At 63.2% G+C, this 17,384-nt stretch carries 15 protein-coding genes and 1 riboswitch; of the genes, 4 read left to right on the forward strand and 11 right to left on the reverse strand.

Going from position 1 to position 17,384, the window contains the following annotated elements; all coding sequences use genetic code 11:
* Positions 1-181: 181 nt before the first annotated feature.
* Entirely contained in the window at positions 182-2,548 is a 2,367-nt protein-coding gene (locus C3F38_RS05655) for a DNA polymerase II (RefSeq protein ID WP_038873423.1), read from the reverse strand.
* Between the two features lie 214 nt (positions 2,549-2,762).
* Here C3F38_RS05655 and C3F38_RS05660 point away from each other — a divergent pair, with 214 nt between their 5' ends.
* A complete protein-coding gene (locus C3F38_RS05660; RefSeq protein WP_055316073.1) occupies positions 2,763-3,539 on the forward strand; it encodes a DedA family protein in 777 nt (258 codons plus the stop codon).
* Between the two features lie 29 nt (positions 3,540-3,568).
* Here C3F38_RS05660 and ilvN read toward each other — a convergent pair whose 3' ends face one another.
* The 7 genes from ilvN to sgrR all read right to left on the reverse strand — a co-directional run bounded on the left by ilvN (position 3,569) and on the right by sgrR (position 11,009).
* Positions 3,569-3,862, reverse strand: coding sequence for an acetolactate synthase small subunit (gene ilvN, locus C3F38_RS05665; RefSeq protein WP_016929110.1), 294 nt, complete (start codon positions 3,860-3,862; stop codon positions 3,569-3,571).
* 3 nt (positions 3,863-3,865) lie between these two features.
* Positions 3,866-5,560 carry an acetolactate synthase large subunit gene (gene ilvB / locus C3F38_RS05670; RefSeq protein WP_038873428.1) on the reverse strand — a complete coding sequence of 565 codons (1,695 nt, stop codon included), beginning with the start codon at positions 5,558-5,560 and terminating at the stop codon, positions 3,866-3,868.
* 111 nt (positions 5,561-5,671) lie between these two features.
* Positions 5,672-5,785, reverse strand: coding sequence for an ilvB operon leader peptide IvbL (gene ivbL / locus C3F38_RS05675; RefSeq protein WP_154747116.1), 114 nt, complete (start codon positions 5,783-5,785; stop codon positions 5,672-5,674).
* Positions 5,786-5,873: 88 nt separating this feature from the next.
* Complete coding sequence (gene thiQ, locus C3F38_RS05680; RefSeq protein ID WP_038873430.1) at positions 5,874-6,578, reverse strand: thiamine ABC transporter ATP-binding protein ThiQ; 705 nt, start codon at positions 6,576-6,578, stop codon at positions 5,874-5,876.
* The gene (thiP, locus tag C3F38_RS05685) at positions 6,565-8,172 is read right to left on the reverse strand and encodes a thiamine/thiamine pyrophosphate ABC transporter permease ThiP (RefSeq protein ID WP_038873432.1); all 1,608 of its coding nucleotides are present in this window, start codon (positions 8,170-8,172) and stop codon (positions 6,565-6,567) included. Before thiP ends, thiQ begins: the two co-directional genes overlap by 14 nt.
* The gene (thiB, locus tag C3F38_RS05690; protein ID WP_047728987.1) at positions 8,148-9,134 is read right to left on the reverse strand and encodes a thiamine ABC transporter substrate binding subunit; all 987 of its coding nucleotides are present in this window, start codon (positions 9,132-9,134) and stop codon (positions 8,148-8,150) included. The genes thiP and thiB overlap by 25 nt, the downstream gene beginning before the upstream one ends.
* A 57-nt stretch (positions 9,135-9,191) precedes the next feature.
* A riboswitch (TPP riboswitch) is annotated at positions 9,192-9,310 on the reverse strand.
* A gap of 37 nt (positions 9,311-9,347) precedes the next feature.
* A complete protein-coding gene (gene sgrR / locus C3F38_RS05695; protein ID WP_047728985.1) occupies positions 9,348-11,009 on the reverse strand; it encodes an HTH-type transcriptional regulator SgrR in 1,662 nt (553 codons plus the stop codon).
* A 90-nt stretch (positions 11,010-11,099) separates the two neighbouring features.
* On the opposite strand from sgrR, the gene sgrT reads away from it, so the two are divergent.
* The 3 genes from sgrT (at position 11,100) to C3F38_RS05710 (ending at position 14,241) form a co-directional block, all read left to right on the forward strand.
* A complete protein-coding gene (gene sgrT, locus C3F38_RS05700) occupies positions 11,100-11,273 on the forward strand; it encodes a glucose uptake inhibitor SgrT (protein WP_004932838.1) in 174 nt (57 codons plus the stop codon).
* Between the two features lie 154 nt (positions 11,274-11,427).
* Positions 11,428-12,624 carry an MFS transporter gene (locus tag C3F38_RS05705; protein WP_048232636.1) on the forward strand — a complete coding sequence of 399 codons (1,197 nt, stop codon included), beginning with the start codon at positions 11,428-11,430 and terminating at the stop codon, positions 12,622-12,624.
* A gap of 144 nt (positions 12,625-12,768) precedes the next feature.
* On the forward strand, positions 12,769-14,241 hold the full coding sequence (locus C3F38_RS05710; RefSeq protein WP_055313065.1) for a DASS family sodium-coupled anion symporter: 1,473 nt from the start codon (positions 12,769-12,771) through the stop codon (positions 14,239-14,241).
* Positions 14,242-14,278: 37 nt separating this feature from the next.
* Here C3F38_RS05710 and leuD read toward each other — a convergent pair whose 3' ends face one another.
* From leuD to leuB, 3 genes are read right to left on the reverse strand one after another with little or no spacing between them, the layout of a single operon-like run.
* Positions 14,279-14,881 (reverse strand): 3-isopropylmalate dehydratase small subunit, encoded by a 603-nt coding sequence (gene leuD, locus C3F38_RS05715; RefSeq protein ID WP_047728978.1) that lies wholly within the window; start codon positions 14,879-14,881, stop codon positions 14,279-14,281.
* A 9-nt stretch (positions 14,882-14,890) separates the two neighbouring features.
* Positions 14,891-16,291 carry a 3-isopropylmalate dehydratase large subunit gene (leuC, locus tag C3F38_RS05720; protein ID WP_048232639.1) on the reverse strand — a complete coding sequence of 467 codons (1,401 nt, stop codon included), beginning with the start codon at positions 16,289-16,291 and terminating at the stop codon, positions 14,891-14,893.
* 1 nt (position 16,292) lies between these two features.
* A complete protein-coding gene (gene leuB / locus C3F38_RS05725; RefSeq protein WP_055316074.1) occupies positions 16,293-17,384 on the reverse strand; it encodes a 3-isopropylmalate dehydrogenase in 1,092 nt (363 codons plus the stop codon).

Raw genomic sequence — 17,384 nt, forward strand, 5'->3', positions numbered from 1 at the left:
CTGAACGTCTGCTAATCCCGGTTTGTTTTAAATTTGACGGGCAATAGCCGTTCACGCCATGCAGACGTCGCGAGACGGCAGGGCTAAGCGTGGTTCAGTTTTGGGAAGGGCGCTATGGTAATGGAAGGCGGCGCGTTCGTCACCTGCAAAACCGGATGATTTTTCTTAACCTGGCGCAATCTCAAAACAGCCCCATCTGCCCGGTGACCAGCGTGGTGAAATCGTCGTGCAAGAAAGGGAGTATAGCGTCTGCCACCGGTTGCAGCTGGCGTTCGAGGTAATGCTGATAGTCGATGGGCGAATGGCGCGTTTCCAGCGGTTCCGGCCCGGCGACGGTCATCACGTAGCTGATCCAGCCGCCGTTCTGATACTGCAGCGGCCGCCCCTGGCTGCGATTGTAGTCGTCGGCGATGCGCGCGGCGCGGGCGTGCGGCGGTACGTTGCGCTGATAGTCGTCGAGCTTTCTGCGCAGGCGCTTGCGGTAGACCAGCTGATCGTCGAAGTCGCCGTTCAGGGTTTTGCCGACGTAGTCGCGCACATAATCCTGGTAGGGCTGCCGTTTGAAGATGCGCTGATAGAGCTGCTGCTGGAACTGCTGCGCCAGCGGCGTCCAGTCGGTGCGCACCGTTTCCAGGCCTTTGTACACCATCTCTTCCTCGCCGCCGGCGCGTGCGATCAGGCCGGCGTAGCGCTTCTTGCTGCCCTGTTCGGCGCCGCGAATGGTCGGCATCAGGAAGCGGGAATAGTGGGTTTCGAACTCCAGCTCCAGCGCGTTCTCCAGCCCGAACTGCTGCTGCAGATGCTGCTGCCACCAGGCGTTGACCCGCTGCACCAGCGCCCGGCCGATCTGCGCCGCCTGCTGCTCGTCATGCGGCTGTTTCAGCCACACGAAGGTGGAGTCGGTATCGCCGTAAATCACCTGATAGCCTTCGGCTTCGATCAGCTCGCGGGTTTGGCGCATGATCTCGTGGCCGCGCAGGGTGATCGACGACGCCAGCCGCGGATCGAAGAAGCGGCAGCCGCTCGATCCCAGCACGCCGTACAGCGCGTTCATGATGATCTTCAACGCCTGCGACAGGGGTTTGTTGTGTTGGCGCTTGGCGGCCTCGCGCCCCTGCCAGATCTGTTCGACGATCGCCGGCAGGCAGTGTTTGCTGCGCGAGAAGCGGGCGTTGCGAAAGCCGGGCACCGAGTCGGCGTCGCTTGGGTGGCGCATGCCTTCCACCAACCCGACCGGATCGATCAGGAAGGTGCGGATGATCGACGGGTACAGGCTTTTATAGTCCAGCACCAGCACCGAGTCGTACAGACCGGGCCGGGAATCCATCACAAAGCCGCCGGGGCTGTGCTCTTCCGGCTGTTCGCCGAGGTTGGGGGCGACAAAGCCCAGGCGGTGCATGCGCGGCATATAGAGGTGGCTGAAGGCCGCCACCGATCCGCCGCTGCGATCGGCCGCCAGCCCGGTGACGGTGGCACGTTCCAGCAGGAAGTTGAGCAGGTCGGCCTTGGCGAAGATGCGCGTCACCAGCTCGCAGTCCTTCAGGTTGTAGCGGGCCAGCGCCGGCTTGTCTTCGGCGAAGCGTCGGTCGATCTCCGCCATGCGCTGATAAGGGTTGTCGATCGCCTTGCCTTCGCCCAACAGCGCCTGCGAAACGTATTCCAGGCTGAAGGAAGGAAAATTCCAGGTGGCGGATTTCAGCGCTTCGATGCCGTCGATAATCAGGCGGCCGGCGGCGGCGGCGAAAAAGTGGTTCTGTTTGAAGCCGTGCTCGCGCCACTCCAGCAGGTTGCCGCCGCGCCCCAGCCGCAGCGGGATCTGGTAGCGTTCGGCGTGCTTTTGCAGCACCCGCAGATCGAACTGCACCAGGTTCCAGCCGATGATGGCGTCGGGATCGTGGCGCTCCAGCCACGCGTTCAACCGTTCCAGCAGCTGGGGGCGGCTGACGCAGTATTCCAGATCGAAATCCAGCGGCGCATCGCCGCCGTTGGCCGGCCCCAGCATGTAGACCTGCCGCTGGCCGCAGCCTTCCAGCGCGATGGAGTAAAGTTCGCCGTGGGCGGTGGTTTCGATATCCAGCGACACCAGCCTGAGCGTCGGGCGGTAGTCCGGCGCCGGCTTCATCTGGCCATTGAGCAACGGCCCATCGCCGTTGCCCTGGCCGTTGAACCACACCGGCGCGGTGATGAAGCGTTCCATCAGGTAGCGCTCGGGCGGGCGAATGTCGGCCTCGTAGAGCGTAACGCCGCCTTCCCGCAGCAGCTTTTCCAGCTTGATGAGCTGACGGTGCTGGCGGCAGTACAGCCCCAGCATCGGGCGGTGATGAAAATCCGTCAGCGCCAGCGGTTTCAGTTCGACTTGCCGTTCTTCGCGCAGCAGCAGTTCCGCGCGCGGCTTTTGTTCGGCGGGGATAAACGCCACCGAGGTTTGCGGCGGCAAGCGCAGTTGACGCGGGCCTGCGTCGGTCGCCAGCCAAAATTCGACCTCGGTGCCGGCGGGCGTGTCGCGCCAGTGGCGAGTGAGCAGGAAACCCTGTTGCAGTGCTGTCATAACCCCTTCGTCTTCCGCCGGGCGGCGTGCGCGACATTCAGCGAGATGTCGGTTTTAGCGCTAATATAGATAAATTATAGTATGGGTTTTTATACAGTAATTGTCCATTGCCGTGCGGCGTTGCCAAATACGCATACAATTCATCGATTGACTCGTCTGCGGCGGCACTGGAAAATCCTTCGCCCCGTTTGGCCGAATAATCCGCAGAGGTGTAATGGAAGCCTATTTACAAGATTTGATCACCCAGTCACTGGCTTTCACCCTGATGGTCGTCCTGCTGGTCGCTTTTCTCGAGTCGCTGGCGCTGGTGGGGCTGCTGCTGCCCGGCACGGTGATGATGGCCAGCATCGGCGCCCTGATCGGCAGCGGCAAGGTGGACTTCTACTACGCCTGGGCGGCGGGGATCGTCGGCTGCCTGCTCGGCGACTGGATCTCCTATTTCGTCGGCCACGCCTTCAAAGGGCCCTTGCACCGCTGGTCGTTCCTGAAGAAGAACAAAGCGCTGCTCGACAAAACCGAACACGCCTTGCACCAGCACAGCATGGCGACCGTTCTGATCGGCCGCTTCGTTGGCCCGACGCGCCCGCTGGTGCCGATGGTGGCCGGCATGCTCGATCTGCCGCCGTACAAGTTTGCTTTGCCGAACATCATCGGCTGCCTGACCTGGCCGCCGGTCTATTTTTTCCCCGGCATCCTGGCGGGCGTGGCGATCGACATTCCCGCCGGCGCCAACAGCGCGATGTTCAAGTGGCTGCTGCTCGCCGCGGCGCTCACCCTCTGGCTGGCGGTGTGGCTGAGCTGGCGCTGGTGGCGTGAGGGCAAGCGCAATGCCGATCGGCTGAGCCGTTGGCTGACGCCGCTGCGGCTGCGCGTGGTGTGCGCCGTGAGTTGGCCGGCGGCGCTGGCGGTCGGTTATCTGCTGAGCCAGCAGCCGCTGATGCCGGTGTATCGGCACCTGTTGTGGCAGGTGCTGTCCGGGCAATCATCATAATGGATAGGGGGCGTCAGCCCCCGTTCGCCTTACTGGAAGAACGCTTCCAGCTGTTCAAATACCCGCACGTCTTCGCTGTGGCGCTTCACCTGCAGCACGTCTTCCAGCTTTTCCACCTGGCTTATCATCTGCTCCAGCCGTTGGTCGTCGGCGACCAGTAGCCAAATGCGGCTCTGCTGGCCGTCCTTCAGCGGCAGACACAGAATGCCTTCGACGTTGAACGCGCGGCGAGCGAACAGCCCGCAAACGTGCGACATGACGCCGGGATGGTTGCGCACGGCCAGCTCCAGAATCACCTGGGGTTTATCTTGTGGTTGCAGCATGGCTTATTCTCCAATCATGTCGATGTTGGCGGCGCCCGGCGGCACCATCGGGAACACTTTTTCGTTGATGTCGATCAGCGCGTGGATCAGGCAGGGGCCCGGGCGTTGGATCGCCTCGGCCAGCGCGGCCTGCGGATCTTCCGCGGCGTTTAAATCGCAGGTATCCAGCCCGAATCCGGCGGCGATCTTCAGGAAATCGGTGCGCTTCGGATAGGCGGCGGCGAAGATGCGCTGCTGGTAGAACAGGGTTTGCTGCTGGTGCACCAGCCCCAGCGCCTGGTTGTTCATCAAAATGATTTTCACGTCCAGATCGTGTTCGACTGCGGTGGCCATTTCCTGAATGTTCATCATCAGGCTGCCGTCGCCGGAGAAGCACAGCACTTTACGCTCGGGCTCCGCCAGCGCCGCGCCGATCGCCGCCGGCAGACCGAAGCCCATGGTGCCCAAACCGCCCGAAGTCAGCCACTGGCGCGGCCGGCTCAGCGGATAGGCCTGCGCCACCCACATCTGATGCTGGCCCACGTCGGTGGTGATGATGGCGCTGTCGTCCACGCAGCGCGCGGCGGCCAGCACCAGGCCGTAATGGCTCAGCGGATCGTCGGCGTTCGGCATGTTGAACGGGAACTCGCGTTTCAGGTCGTTGACGGTGCTCAGCCACGCGCTGCGCGGCTGCGTGTCGATCTGCGGCAGCAGCTGTTGCAGTACCTGGCCGACGTCGGCATGGATCGCCACGTTGGCCTGCTTGACCTTGCCCAGCTCGGCGCGGTCGATATCCACGTGAATGATGGCGGCGTTAGGGCAGAACTGTTCGGTTTTGCCGATTGCCCGATCGTCGAAGCGCGCGCCCAGCACGATCAGCAGATCGGCCTCCTGCAGAATGAAGTTGGTGCTGCGCGCCGCGTGCATGCCCAGCATGCCCAGCGACAGCGGGTGTTCCACCGGCATCGCCCCCAGCGCCATCAGCGTCATGGTGGTAGGCAGACCGGCGCGTTCGGCCAGTTCCAGCGCCTGCCGGTGAGCGTCGGCGCAGATGATGCCGCCGCCCAGGTAGAGGATCGGGCGTTTCGCCTGGTTGATCATCGCGGCGGCCTGCGAAACCAGCGCCGGATCGAAGCTCGGTGCGGCGTCCGGCACGGCGATCGGCGGCAGCTCCTCCAGGGTGATGGTGGCGGTCTGCACGTCTTTCGGCACATCGATCCAGACCGGGCCGGGGCGGCCGGACTCGGCGATGCGGAACGCGTCGCCGATCACCTGTGGCAGTTCGCGGATATCGCGTACCAGATGGTTGTGCTTGGTGATCGGAATGGAAATGCCATAGGTGTCCACCTCCTGGAAGGCGTCGGTGCCGATCATTGAGGAGGGCACCTGACCGGTGATGCACACCAGCGGAATGGAGTCGAGCTTGGCGTCGGCGATGGCGGTGACCAGGTTGGTGGCGCCCGGCCCGCTGGAGGCGATGCACACCGCCGCTTTGCCGTTGGCGCGCGCCATGCCCTGCGCCATAAAGCCCGCGCCCTGTTCGTGGCGCGCCAGCACGTGGTGTATGCGGGTGCTTTGGCTCAGCGCGTCATACAGCGGCAGCGCCGCGCCGCCGGGAATGCCGGCGACGGTGGTGATGCCCTGCCGCTCCAGCAGATGAACGATCAATTGTGCGCCGGTGAAGCTGGTGCCCGGCTGAGGCGTGCCCGAAGTTGCCATGTTCCTGTCCTTTCTCAAGGCCGGTGAGCTTTTTTGGGCAGGGTGCTAAAACAAGAAACCCCGCCCGGTTTGCGCCGGCGGGGTTTGGGAATCGATGCGTTGATTCGGACCCTACGGCGCATTGCCGACGACCACCACCACACGCACGACGACCACCGCGGCTGGTAGCGCGGTAACTAGTAGGGTCGAAGTCAGCGAGGATGCGATCACAGGGAACCTTATCATCAGTAAAAAAAGTCAGGTTTTTATAAAAACACAGGCGCAAAATTCGCACAACAGGTTTATTGCCGCAGCATAAAAAACGCGCGTCAGATCACGCTTTACCCGAAATGCCCAGCACGCGCGCTTCGGGCGCGCTGCCGTCCAGCAGGGCCTGCGTCGGGCCGTCGTAGTAGATGCGCCCGTCGACCACCAGCAGCGTGCGCGGCGCGATGCGCGCGGCGTCGTCGAGGTTGTGCGACACCATCAGCAGCGTCAGGTTGCGCTGTTCGCACACCGTCTGCAGCAGCTGCAGCATCTCGTTGCGCAGCGCCGGATCGAGCGCCGAGAAGGGCTCGTCGAGCAACAGGATCGGCCGTTGGCGAATCAAACAGCGCGCCAGCGCGGCGCGCTGACGCTGACCGCCGGAAAGCTGCGACGGCAGGCGCTCCAGGTGTTCCTCCAGGCCGACCTGACGGGCGATATGCGCCCGCTGTTGGCGCTGCTGTTCAGTCAAGCGCAGACCGGGATCCAACCCCAGCCCGATGTTCTGCGCCACCGTCAGGTGCGCGAACAGGTTGTTCTCCTGAAACAGCATCGACACCGGCCGTTTGGCCGGCGGGGTGGCGGTGTGGTCTTCGTCGTTCAGCAGCAGTCGGCCGCTGGCCGCTGGCAGAAAACCGGCGATCAAACTCAGCAGGGTGCTTTTACCGGCGCCGCTGGGGCCGAGCACCGCGACGCGCTCGCCTGGCTGGATGCGCAGATCAAAGCGCATCGGCAGGTGTTCGTACAGATAGGTCAGTTTTTCAAGCGTCAGCATGGCGCCCCGGTAAGCGTTCGATCAGGGTAAACAGCAGGAAACACAACAGCAGCAACAGCAGCGCGGTCACCGCCCCGTCGTTGCTGCGGTAGGCGCCAATCTGCTGATACAGGTAAAAAGGCAGGGTACGGAAATGCTCGTTGCCAAACAAGGCGACCACGCCGAAATCGCCGATCGACAGCACGCAGGCGAAGGCTAGTGCCTGTGCCAGCGGGCGACGCAGCGCGCGCAGTTCGATCAGCCGCAGCCGTTGCCAGCCGTGGATATCCAGCGACAGGCACAGCGGGTTGTAACGTTCGGCGAGGTCGCGCATCGGGTTCTCCAACACCTTCAGCGCATAGGGCACCGCCATTAGCGCATTGGTGAGGATCACCAACGCATAGGGCGACTGCGGCAGCCCGATCGTATCGCTCAGCAGCAGGAAGAAGCCGGTGGCCAGCACGATGCCCGGCATCGCCAGGATCACCATGCCGCTCAGCTCCAGCGCCTGGCCGCCGCGCAGATGCTGCCGCAGCTTCAGCTCGCGGCTGCTCCACAGCAGCATCATCGTAAGCGCCACGCACAACAGCCCGGCGCCGAGGGCGATGCGCAGCGACGTGAACAGCGCCTGCCACAGCACCGGCTGGCGCAGCACGCTGACGACGGCCTGATTGGCGCCGTCGGCGATCACCGCCAGCAGAGGCGGCAGCAGCAGCAGCAGCGCGGCGGCGATCAGCAGAAAATCGCCGACGCGCCGCCACAGGCTGTCTTCCGGGTTGCGCCAGCGCTGGGCGTGGGTATGGCCCACCGGCAGCGCCTGGCTCAGCCGCTGGCTGATCAACACCAGCCCCAGACAACAGCTTAACTGGATCAGCGCCAGCATGGCGGCACGGCCCAGATCGTAGTCGTAACTCAGCGCCTGGTAGATCGCCAGTTCGATGGTGGTGGCCTGCGGCCCGCCGCCCAGCGACAGCACGGTGGCGAAGCTGGCGAAGCACAGCATGAAGATCAACGCGCCGCTCGGCAATATCTGGCGGCGCAGCGCCGGCCATTCGACGAAGCGGAACTGCTGCCAGCCATTCATGCCCAGCTGGGCGGCCAGCTGGCGCTGCTCCACCGGGATATTCTCCAGCGCCTGCAGCAACAGGCGGGTGGCCAGCGGCAGGTTAAAGAACAGGTGCGCCAGCAGAATGCCCTGCAGGCCGTAGGGCGAGAAGCCATACTCGACGCCCAGCCAGCCGCACAGCGTCGCCAGCCAGCCCTGGCGCCCATAGACGCTGAGCAGGCCGAACACCGCCACCAGCACCGGCAGCACCAGCGTCATGGCGCACAGCCGCAGCAGCAGCTGCCGGCCGGGGAAACGGCGGCGATAGAGCGCGCGCGCCAGCAGAACGGCGGGCAGCACTGAAATCAGCGCCGACAGCAGCGCCTGCCAAAAGGTGAAGCGCACCACGTGCCACAGGTAGCTGTCCTGCCACAGGCCGCGCCAGTCGCTGTCCGGCGCGTGACGCCACAGCGAGCCCATCGCCAGCGCGGCGACCAGCAGGATCACGCCGGCGGCCAGCAGCCCCGGCCAGAGCCAGCGGGGGATCAGCGGCTGACGGCGGTTTGCCATGCCCGGATCCAACCGCCGCGTTGTTTGGCCACCTCTTCGGCGCTGTATTGCAACGCGGTATGCGGCACGTTCATCTGCTCAAAGCCGATGGGTAGTGGGGTGTTGATCACCGGGTACATCCAGTTGCCGGTCGGGATGGTGTTCTGGAAGGCCGGCGTCACCATGAACTGCATGAAGCGCTCCGCCAGCTCAGGCTGTTTGGCGGCCTTCAGCTTGCCCGCCACTTCCACCTGCAGGTAGTGCCCTTCGCTGAACGTGGCGGCGGCGTAGAGATCTTTTTTCTCTTCGATCAGGTGATAGGCGGGAGAGGTGGTGTAGCTGAGCACCAGATCGCCTTCGCCTTTCAGGAACAGGCCGTAGGCTTCGCTCCAGCCTTTGGTGACGGTGACGGTCTTCTTCGCCAGCTGCTGCCAGGCGGCCGGCGCCTTGTCGCCATACACTTTTTGCATCCACAGCAGCAGGCCGAGGCCCGGCGTGCTGGTGCGCGGATCTTCGTAGATCACTTTCCAGTTGCGATCGCTGCTGACCAGCTCCTGCAGGCTTTTTGGCGGGTTCTTCAGTTTTTCTTTGTTGTAGACGAAGGCGAAGTACCCGTAGTCGTAAGGCACGAAGGTCGCGTCCTGCCAGCCGCCCGGCACCGTCAGTTTGGCGGTGTCGACGCCGCTCGGCGCGAACAGGCCGGTTTGCTGCGCCGCCTGCAACAGGTTGTTGTCCAACCCCAGCACCACGTCGGCGGCGCTGTTTTTGCCTTCCATGCGCAGGCGGTTCAGCAGCGAGACGCCGTCCTCCAGCGCGACGAACTTCAGTTCACAGTCGCACTCGGCTTCGAAGGCTTTTTTCACCGCCGGGCCTGGGCCCCAGTCGGCGGCGAAGGAATCGTAGGTGTAAACCGTCAGCGTCGGCTTGGCGAACACCGGCGCGGCACACAGCAGCAATAAGCAGGGCAGATATGTTTTGACCACGTTGCACTCCTGAAAAATAAGGGGGCAAGGGCATCTGAGGGGGCGAGGCGGCGTCGCCGGTTCGCTGGGCTCAAATCCCTCCGCCGGTATTGACCGGATCAGGTTCGACGGGTGTGCTCTCAGCGGAAAATCGGGCTTATCACGCGGCCCGACTTACCGCACCCCGTTGAGACGGCGCTATTGTAAAGATTAACCGCCCCGGGCGAAAGGCGCTTATGCCTCCGGCGGGGCAAACCAGGCGGACTTGAAGTCGAACCAGCCGAGGGTGTTCATCCGCACGCCGCGCATGCTGCGCTGGCCGTGCAGTTGCAGCCAGTGGTGGAACAGCGGGTGCAGCTGGTGGTTGCTGACCAGACGCTGGCAGAACTCGGCCAGCGGCAAACGGTTGGCGCGCCACAGCGCCGCGTCCTGCGCCAGATCTTCGTTCATGCAATGCTGCATCAGCGGCAGTTCGTACAGCGTGGCGAACAGCGAAAACTCCAGCGGTAGATAGAAGTTGGCGCTGCCGAGCCACAGATCGCTGCGCGCGGCGCCCTGGTGCCAGGTGGCGTAATCCACGCTTTGCACGATCAGGCGGATGCCGTGCTGCGCCAGCAGCGGTTCGATCGCCTGGCGAATGGCGTGAAACTCCGAATGTTCATTGAAGTGGGTCATCGTCAGTTCGGTCAGGCCCGCGGGCTTGGGCTGTTGCGCCAGCGTGCGGTTGTGGTGCCAGCGCGGCAGCAGGCCGTACGCCGGCGACCAATAGCGCTGGTAGAGCGGCCCGGCGTGGCTCAGCAGCGAAATGGGGTTGATCAATTCGCACAGCCAACTGCGAATGGCGGGGTCGGCGGCCAGCGGAGAACGCTGATCGAACAGCAGGAAATAGCAGCCCTCTTCCAGCCGGCTTTCCAGCTCGCTGTTGCCGGTTTCATCGCCCTGCAGCTGCACGCCGGAGTGCACCAGCTCTTCGGAAAACTCCGGCAGCACCCAGATGTTCACCTCGTCGATCAGCGCCCGGTAGCCAAAATAGTCGTCGAAGGCGTGGATCTTCATCTGGCTGGGATGGTTGCGCACCATGCGGTAGGGGCCGGTGCCGACCGGATGGCGGGCGAAATCCGGCAGTTCACGCCATTCGCGCGGCAGGATCATGGCCTGCACGCTGCCCAGCAGCCAGGGCAGCCAGTGATCGGGGCTGCGCAGCTGTACGTCGATAACGAACGGCGTCGGCGAGGTGATGCTCTCGATATGCGAGAACAGCGGTTGCGAGGTCAGTCGCGAAAGGGAAGTGATGACGTCCGCCATCTCCAGCTCACGGCCATGATGAAAATGGATCGCCGGGCGCAGGTAAAACCGCCAGTGCAGCGGCGTCAGCGCCTGCCAATGGTGAGACAGATCGGACTCGAGTTCCCCGTTTTCCTCATTTATGCGCGTCAGGCCGTTGAAGATCTGCCGCGCCAAATGGGTCTCCGAACGCCGCAGCGCCGAGCCGGGCAGCAGGTTGTACAGCTGCCGGTAGTAGAGTACCCGCAGGATGTGTTTCCCCTGGCGGAAGCTGCGCCCCAGCTGCGACAGCAGCATCTGGCGCACCACGTTTTTGTCGCCCACCAGCTGCACCAACTGATCGATGCGGTCCTGTTCCAGCAGCTCCTCGGCCCGCTGTTGCTGCAGCGCCAGGCCGGTGTAGTGGAAGGTTAACCGCGAACGCTTGCCGCGCCCCGACTCCGCCTGCCAGGTGAGCCAACCCTCCCGCTGCATGGCGCTCAGCAGGGAGCGCACGTGGCGCCGCGAGCAGCTCAGCACCTCCGCCAGCGCCTGCAGCGTGGTGTCGGTCGTTTCACCGTGGCAACGTTGCCACAGACGGATGAACTGCTGCTGCAATCGGGACGTGGACATAAAAGAGGAACGCTCCTGCCTCAACTCGTCAATTTTTCTTTCCCTATATTACGCCGATAATTTTCATCAATGAAAGGGGAGGGCGTAATCATGAAAGCTTTCTTATCCAGACAGTTCTATCAACGCTACTTCAGCGCGGTGCGCCGCCAGCGCGCCGACTGGCTGAGCGTGGTGCCCGAACAGGCGCGGCTGGCGATGCTGGCGCACCTGACCCAGTGGGATATCAAAGAGATGACCGATAAGCAGTATCGCGAGCACCTGTAAGGGCGGCGGCAACAAGTTTCTGAGTAATGGTGCTGTTTCACCAGCCAGTGGGGCGACCCACTGGTTTTTTTATGCGTGGTCATGGCGATATGCTTGCATTTTTCTCGCCGTGGCCTAAGGTTCATTCTTCTGCTTTGAGGTCAGGGAAGACGATATGCAACGCCTGAGCCGGTTGTCACTGCGCATCAACCCCATCTTTGCCGCATTCCTGCTGATCGCTTTTCTCTCCGGCATTGCCGGCGCGTTGCTGACGCCGACGCTCAGCCTGTTTTTGACCACCGAGGTCAAGGTGCGGCCGCTGTGGGTCGGCCTGTTTTACACCGCCAACGCCGTGGCCGGCATCGTGGTCAGTTTTCTGCTCGCCAAACGTTCTGACACCCGCGGCGACCGGCGCAGGCTGATCCTGCTGTGCTGCCTGATGGCGGTCGGCAACTGCCTGCTGTTCGCTTTTAACCGCGACTACCTGACGCTGATCACCGCCGGGGTGTTGATGGCGGCGATCGCCAACACCGCCATGCCGCAGATCTTCGCGCTGGCGCGGGAATACGCCGACAGCGAGGCGCGTGAAGTCGTGATGTTCAGCTCGGTGATGCGCGCCCAGCTTTCGCTGGCCTGGGTGATCGGCCCGCCGCTGTCGTTTGCGTTGGCGCTGAACTACGGCTTTACCGTGATGTTCCTGATCGCCGCCGCCACCTTCGCGGTCTGCGTGCTGCTGGTAGGATTCATGCTGCCTTCGGTGCCGCGTGCGGTGGATGACGAAGGGTTGCGGGAAGGCGCTTCCGCGCCGATTGCGCCCGCCAGTGCCTGGCGAAATCGCGACGTGCGCTGGCTATTCATCGCCTCAATGCTGATGTGGACCTGCAACACCCTGTACATCATCGACATGCCGCTGTATATCACCGCCGATCTCGGCCTGCCGGAAGGGCTGGCCGGGGTGCTGATGGGCACCGCCGCCGGGCTGGAGATACCGGCAATGCTGCTGGCCGGTTATTACGTCAAACGCTTCGGCAAGCGCAACATGATGCTGCTGGCGGTGGCGGCGGGCGTGCTGTTTTATCTCGGGCTGATAGTGCTGGCGGCCAAGCCGGCCCTGATCGCGCTGCAGCTGCTCAACGCGGTGTTTATCGGCATCGTCGCCGGTATCGGCATGCTCTATTTTCAAGATTTGATGCCGGGCCGACCGGGCGCCGCCACCACGCTGTTCACCAACAGTATCTCGACCGGGGTGATCCTGGCCGGGGTGCTGCAGGGTGCGCTGGTGGAGAACTTCGGTCATGGCTCGGTGTATTGGATGGCGGCGCTGTTGGCGCTGGCGGCGCTCTGGATGAGCGCCAAAGTGCGTGAAGTGTGAGGTCAAACGGCGGCATTCTTGATGCAAGTCATTGAGAAGGCTGAAACGGACGCCCAAGCTGAAGGCATATGGAGCGCGATCGTTGCGCCTACGCCCGTCTCGCTATTGAGATGCCGCCTTGTTGTTTAGAACAGTGGGAACGTTATGGATAAACTCACACCGCTCAAACCGCTTCCTTCCCTGTGCGCCCTCGGCGCCACGCTGATTATCTGGTTCCTCATTCCCGTGCCGGAGGGCGTTGCGCCCAACGCCTGGCAGTTGCTGGCGCTGTTTATCGGCACCATCATCGCCATCATCGGCAAGGCGATGCCGATCGGCGCGGTCTCGGTGATCGCCATCGCCCTGGTGGCGGTGACCGGCGTCACTAACCCCGGCAAGCCGGGCGCCGCGCTGGACGACGCGCTCAGCGGCTTTTCCAACCAGCTGATCTGGCTGATCGGTTTTTCGATCATGATCTCCCTCAGCCTGAACAAAACCGGGCTGGGCGCGCGCATCGGCTACTACTTCATTTCGCTGTTCGGCAAAAAAACGCTGGGCATCGCCTATGCGCTGACGCTGGCGGAAACCACGCTGGCGCCGGTGACGCCGAGCAACACCGCACGCGGCGGGGGGATCATTCACCCGATCATGAAGTCGATCGCCGACAGCTTCGGTTCCAAACCCGAGCTCAATACCTCCGGTAAGATCGGTCGCTATCTGTCGCTGGTGAACTACAACATCAACCCGGTCACTTCGGCGATGTTTATCACCGCCACCGCGCCTAACCCGCTGATCGTCAGCCTGATTGCCAAAGGCACCCACGGCAGCTTCGAACTGTCCTGGTCGATGTGGGCGGTCGCCGCGCTGGTGCCGGGGCTGTGCTCGCTGATCGTGATGCCGTTGGTCATTTATCTGCTGTATCCGCCGGAGGTGAAAAGTACCCCGGACGCGCCGCGCTTCGCGCGCGAAAAACTGCAGGCGCTGGGGCCGGTGACGCTGCCGGAGAAAATCACCCTCGGGGTGTTCGCGCTACTGCTGGTGCTGTGGGCCGGCATCCCGGCGATGATCTTCGGCCCGGCGCTGGCGGTCAATCCCACCACCGCGGCGCTGATCGGCCTGGCGGTGCTGTTGGCCACCGGCGTGCTGAGCTGGGAGGATGTGCTCAAGCATAAAGGTGCCTGGGACACCGTGGTGTGGTTCTCGGCGCTGGTGATGATGGCCAGCTTCCTCGGCAAGCTGGGGCTGATCGGCTGGCTGTCGCAAACCGTGGGCAACGGCATCGACCATATGGGCATGAGCTGGGTGGGCGGCACGATCTTGCTGACCCTCATCTATTTGTATTCTCACTATTTCTTCGCCAGCACCACCGCGCACGTGACGGCGATGTTCGCCGCCTTCTTCGCCGCCGGCATCGCGCTCGGCGCGCCACCGGCGCTGCTGGGCCTGATCCTGGCGTTCTCTTCCTCGTTGATGATGTCGCTGACGCATTACGGCACCGGCACCGCGCCGATCATCTTCGGCTCCGGCTACGTGACGCTGGGGGAATGGTGGAAAGCCGGGCTGGTGATGAGCGTGGTTAACCTGCTGATTTGGATGTTGATCGGCGGGGCGTGGTGGAAGCTACTGGGCTACTGGTGAGGAAAAAATTCACCCGCCGAGCGGCGGGTGAAGGGGATTAATTCAGAAACGCCGGCTGCTGCGCTTCGTAGCGGGAGATGTCCGCCTCGTGCTGCAGCGTCAGGCCGATGCTGTCCAGCCCGTTGATCATGCAGTGGCGGCGGAAGCTGTCGATTTCGAACGGATAGCTTTTTCCGCCGGCGTTGACCGTCTGGTTCTCCAGATCGACCACGAACTCCGCCCCCTCGTTGGCGCCGACCAGGTTGAACAGTTCATCCACCTGCTGCTCGCTCAGCGTCACCGGCAACAGCTGGTTATTGAACGAGTTGCCGTAGAAGATATCGGCGAAGCTTGGCGCGATCACCACTTTGAACCCGTAATCGGTCAGCGCCCAGGGCGCGTGTTCGCGCGAGGAACCGCAGCCGAAGTTCTCGCGCGCCAACAGGATACTCGCGCCTTTATAGCGCGGTTTATTCAGCACGAACTCCGGGTTCGGCTGTTGGCCGGCGTCGTCGAGGAAGCGCCAATCGTTGAACAGGTGCTGGCCGAAGCCGGTACGGGTTACCTTCTGCAAAAACTGCTTGGGAATAATGGCGTCGGTGTCGACGTTGGCCGCATCCAAAGGCACCACTAAGCCGGTATGTTGAGTAAATTTAGCCACGTTAGCCCCTTAGTGAATATCACGGATGTCGGCGAAGTGACCGGCGACGGCGGCCGCGGCGGCCATCGCCGGGCTGACCAGGTGGGTGCGCCCACCGCGGCCCTGACGCCCTTCGAAGTTACGGTTGCTGGTGGATGCGCAGCGCTCGCCCGGATTCAGGCGGTCGTTGTTCATCGCCAGGCACATCGAACAACCCGGCAAACGCCATTCGAAACCGGCTTCGATAAAGATTTTGTCCAACCCTTCGGCTTCCGCCTGGGCCTTCACCGGGCCGGATCCCGGCACCACGATGGCCTGCACGCCGCTGGCGACCTTGCGCCCCTTGGCGATCGCCGCCGCCGCGCGCAGATCTTCGATGCGTGAGTTGGTGCAAGAGCCGATGAACACTTTATCGATCGGCACGTCGGTTAATTTGATGCCCGGTTTCAAATCCATGTAGGCCAAGGCTTTTTCCGCAGAGGCGCGCTCGACCGGATCGCTGAACGATTCCGGTGCCGGGATCGCCTGATTGACGGCGATCACCTGGCCGGGGTTGGTGCCCCAGGTGACCTGCGGCGCGATCTCTTCGGCGTGCAGCGTCACTACGGTATCGAATTGGGCGTCGGCGTCGGACTTCAGCGTGCGCCAATAGGCGACCGCCTGCTCCCAGTTTTCGCCGGTTGGTGCGAACTGGCGCCCTTTCAGGTAGGCGAAGGTGGTGTCGTCCGGTGCGACCAACCCGGCCTTGGCGCCCATTTCGATCGCCATGTTGCACAGGGTCATGCGGCCTTCCATGCTCAACGCTTCGATTGCCTTGCCGCAGAACTCCACCACGTGGCCGGTGCCGCCGGCGCTGCCGGTTTTGCCGATCACCGCCAGCACGATATCTTTGGCGGTAATGCCCTCGGCGGCGTCGCCGGTGACTTCAATCTTCATGGTCTTGGCGCGGCCCTGCTTCAGGGTCTGGGTCGCCAGCACGTGTTCTACCTCGGAGGTGCCGATGCCGAACGCCAGCGAGCCGAAAGCGCCGTGGGTGGCGGTGTGCGAGTCGCCGCAGACGATGGTCATGCCCGGCAGCGTCATGCCTTGCTCAGGCCCGATCACGTGTACGATGCCCTGGAACGGGTGATTCAGGTCATACAGCGAAACGCCGAATTCCGCGCAGTTCTTGATCAGCTCCTGCATCTGGATACGCGCCATTTCGCCGCTGGCGTTGATGTCTTTGGTCTGGGTCGACACGTTGTGGTCCATGGTGGCGAAGGTTTTGCCGGGCTGGCGCACCTTGCGGCCCATGGCGCGCAGGCCGTCGAACGCCTGCGGCGAAGTGACTTCGTGCACCAGGTGACGGTCGATATACAGCAACGGCGTTTCGTTCGGCGCTTCGTGCACCACGTGGGCGTCGTACAGCTTCTGGTATAAGGTCTTGGCCATGTTATGCCCCCTGAGCTACAAAGCGAGCGATGATGTCGCCCATTTCATCGGTGCTGACGGCTTTGCCGTCACCGGCCAGATCGGCGGTGCGGTAGCCCTGTTCCAACGCCTGGTTGATGGCGCGCTCCACGGCGTCGGCCGTTTCATCGGCGCCCAGGCTGTAACGCAGCAGCAGGGTGGCGGACAGAATCTGCGCAATCGGGTTGGCGATGCCTTTGCCTGCAATATCCGGCGCGGAACCGCCCGCCGGTTCGTACAGGCCGAAGCCTTGCTCGTTCAGGCTGGCGGACGGCAACATGCCCATCGAGCCGGTGAGCATCGCGCATTCGTCGGACAGGATGTCGCCGAACAGGTTGGAGCACAGCAGCACGTCGAACTGGGACGGATCCTTGATCAGCTGCATGGTGGCGTTGTCGATATACATGTGCGACAGCGACACGTCCGGGTAATCCTTGGCGACCTGATTGACCACCTCACGCCACAGGATGGAACTCTGCAGCACGTTGGCCTTGTCGATCGACGTCACCTTGTGGCGGCGCTTGCGGGCGGATTCGAAGGCGATGCGCGCGATGCGTTCAATCTCGAAACGGTGATACACCTCGGTATCGAAAGCGCGCTCCTGCATGCCCTGGCCTTCGCGGCCCTTCGGCTGGCCGAAGTAGATGCCGCCGGTCAGTTCGCGCACGCACAGAATGTCGAAGCCGCGGGCGGCGATGTCGGCGCGCAGCGGGCAGAATGCCTCCAGCCCTTGATACAGGCGCGCAGGGCGCAGGTTGCTGAACAGTTTGAAGTGCTTGCGCAGCGGCAACAGCGCGCCGCGTTCCGGCTGCTCGGCCGGCGGCAGGTGTTCCCATTTCGGGCCGCCTACCGATCCGAACAGGATGGCGTCGGCCTGCTCGCAGCCGGCGACGGTCGCCGGCGGCAACGGGCTGCCGTGGCGATCGATGGCGATGCCGCCGACGTCGTACTCGGCGGTGGTGATGCGAATGTCAAAGCGTTGACGCACCGCGTCCAACACTTTGCGCGCCTGAGCCATTACTTCCGGGCCGATGCCGTCTCCGGGCAAGACGGCAATGTGATAAGTCTTCGTCAT

The sequence above is a fragment of the Serratia sp. SSNIH1 genome, from assembly GCF_002935055.1.
GTDB lineage: Bacteria > Pseudomonadota > Gammaproteobacteria > Enterobacterales > Enterobacteriaceae > Serratia > Serratia nevei.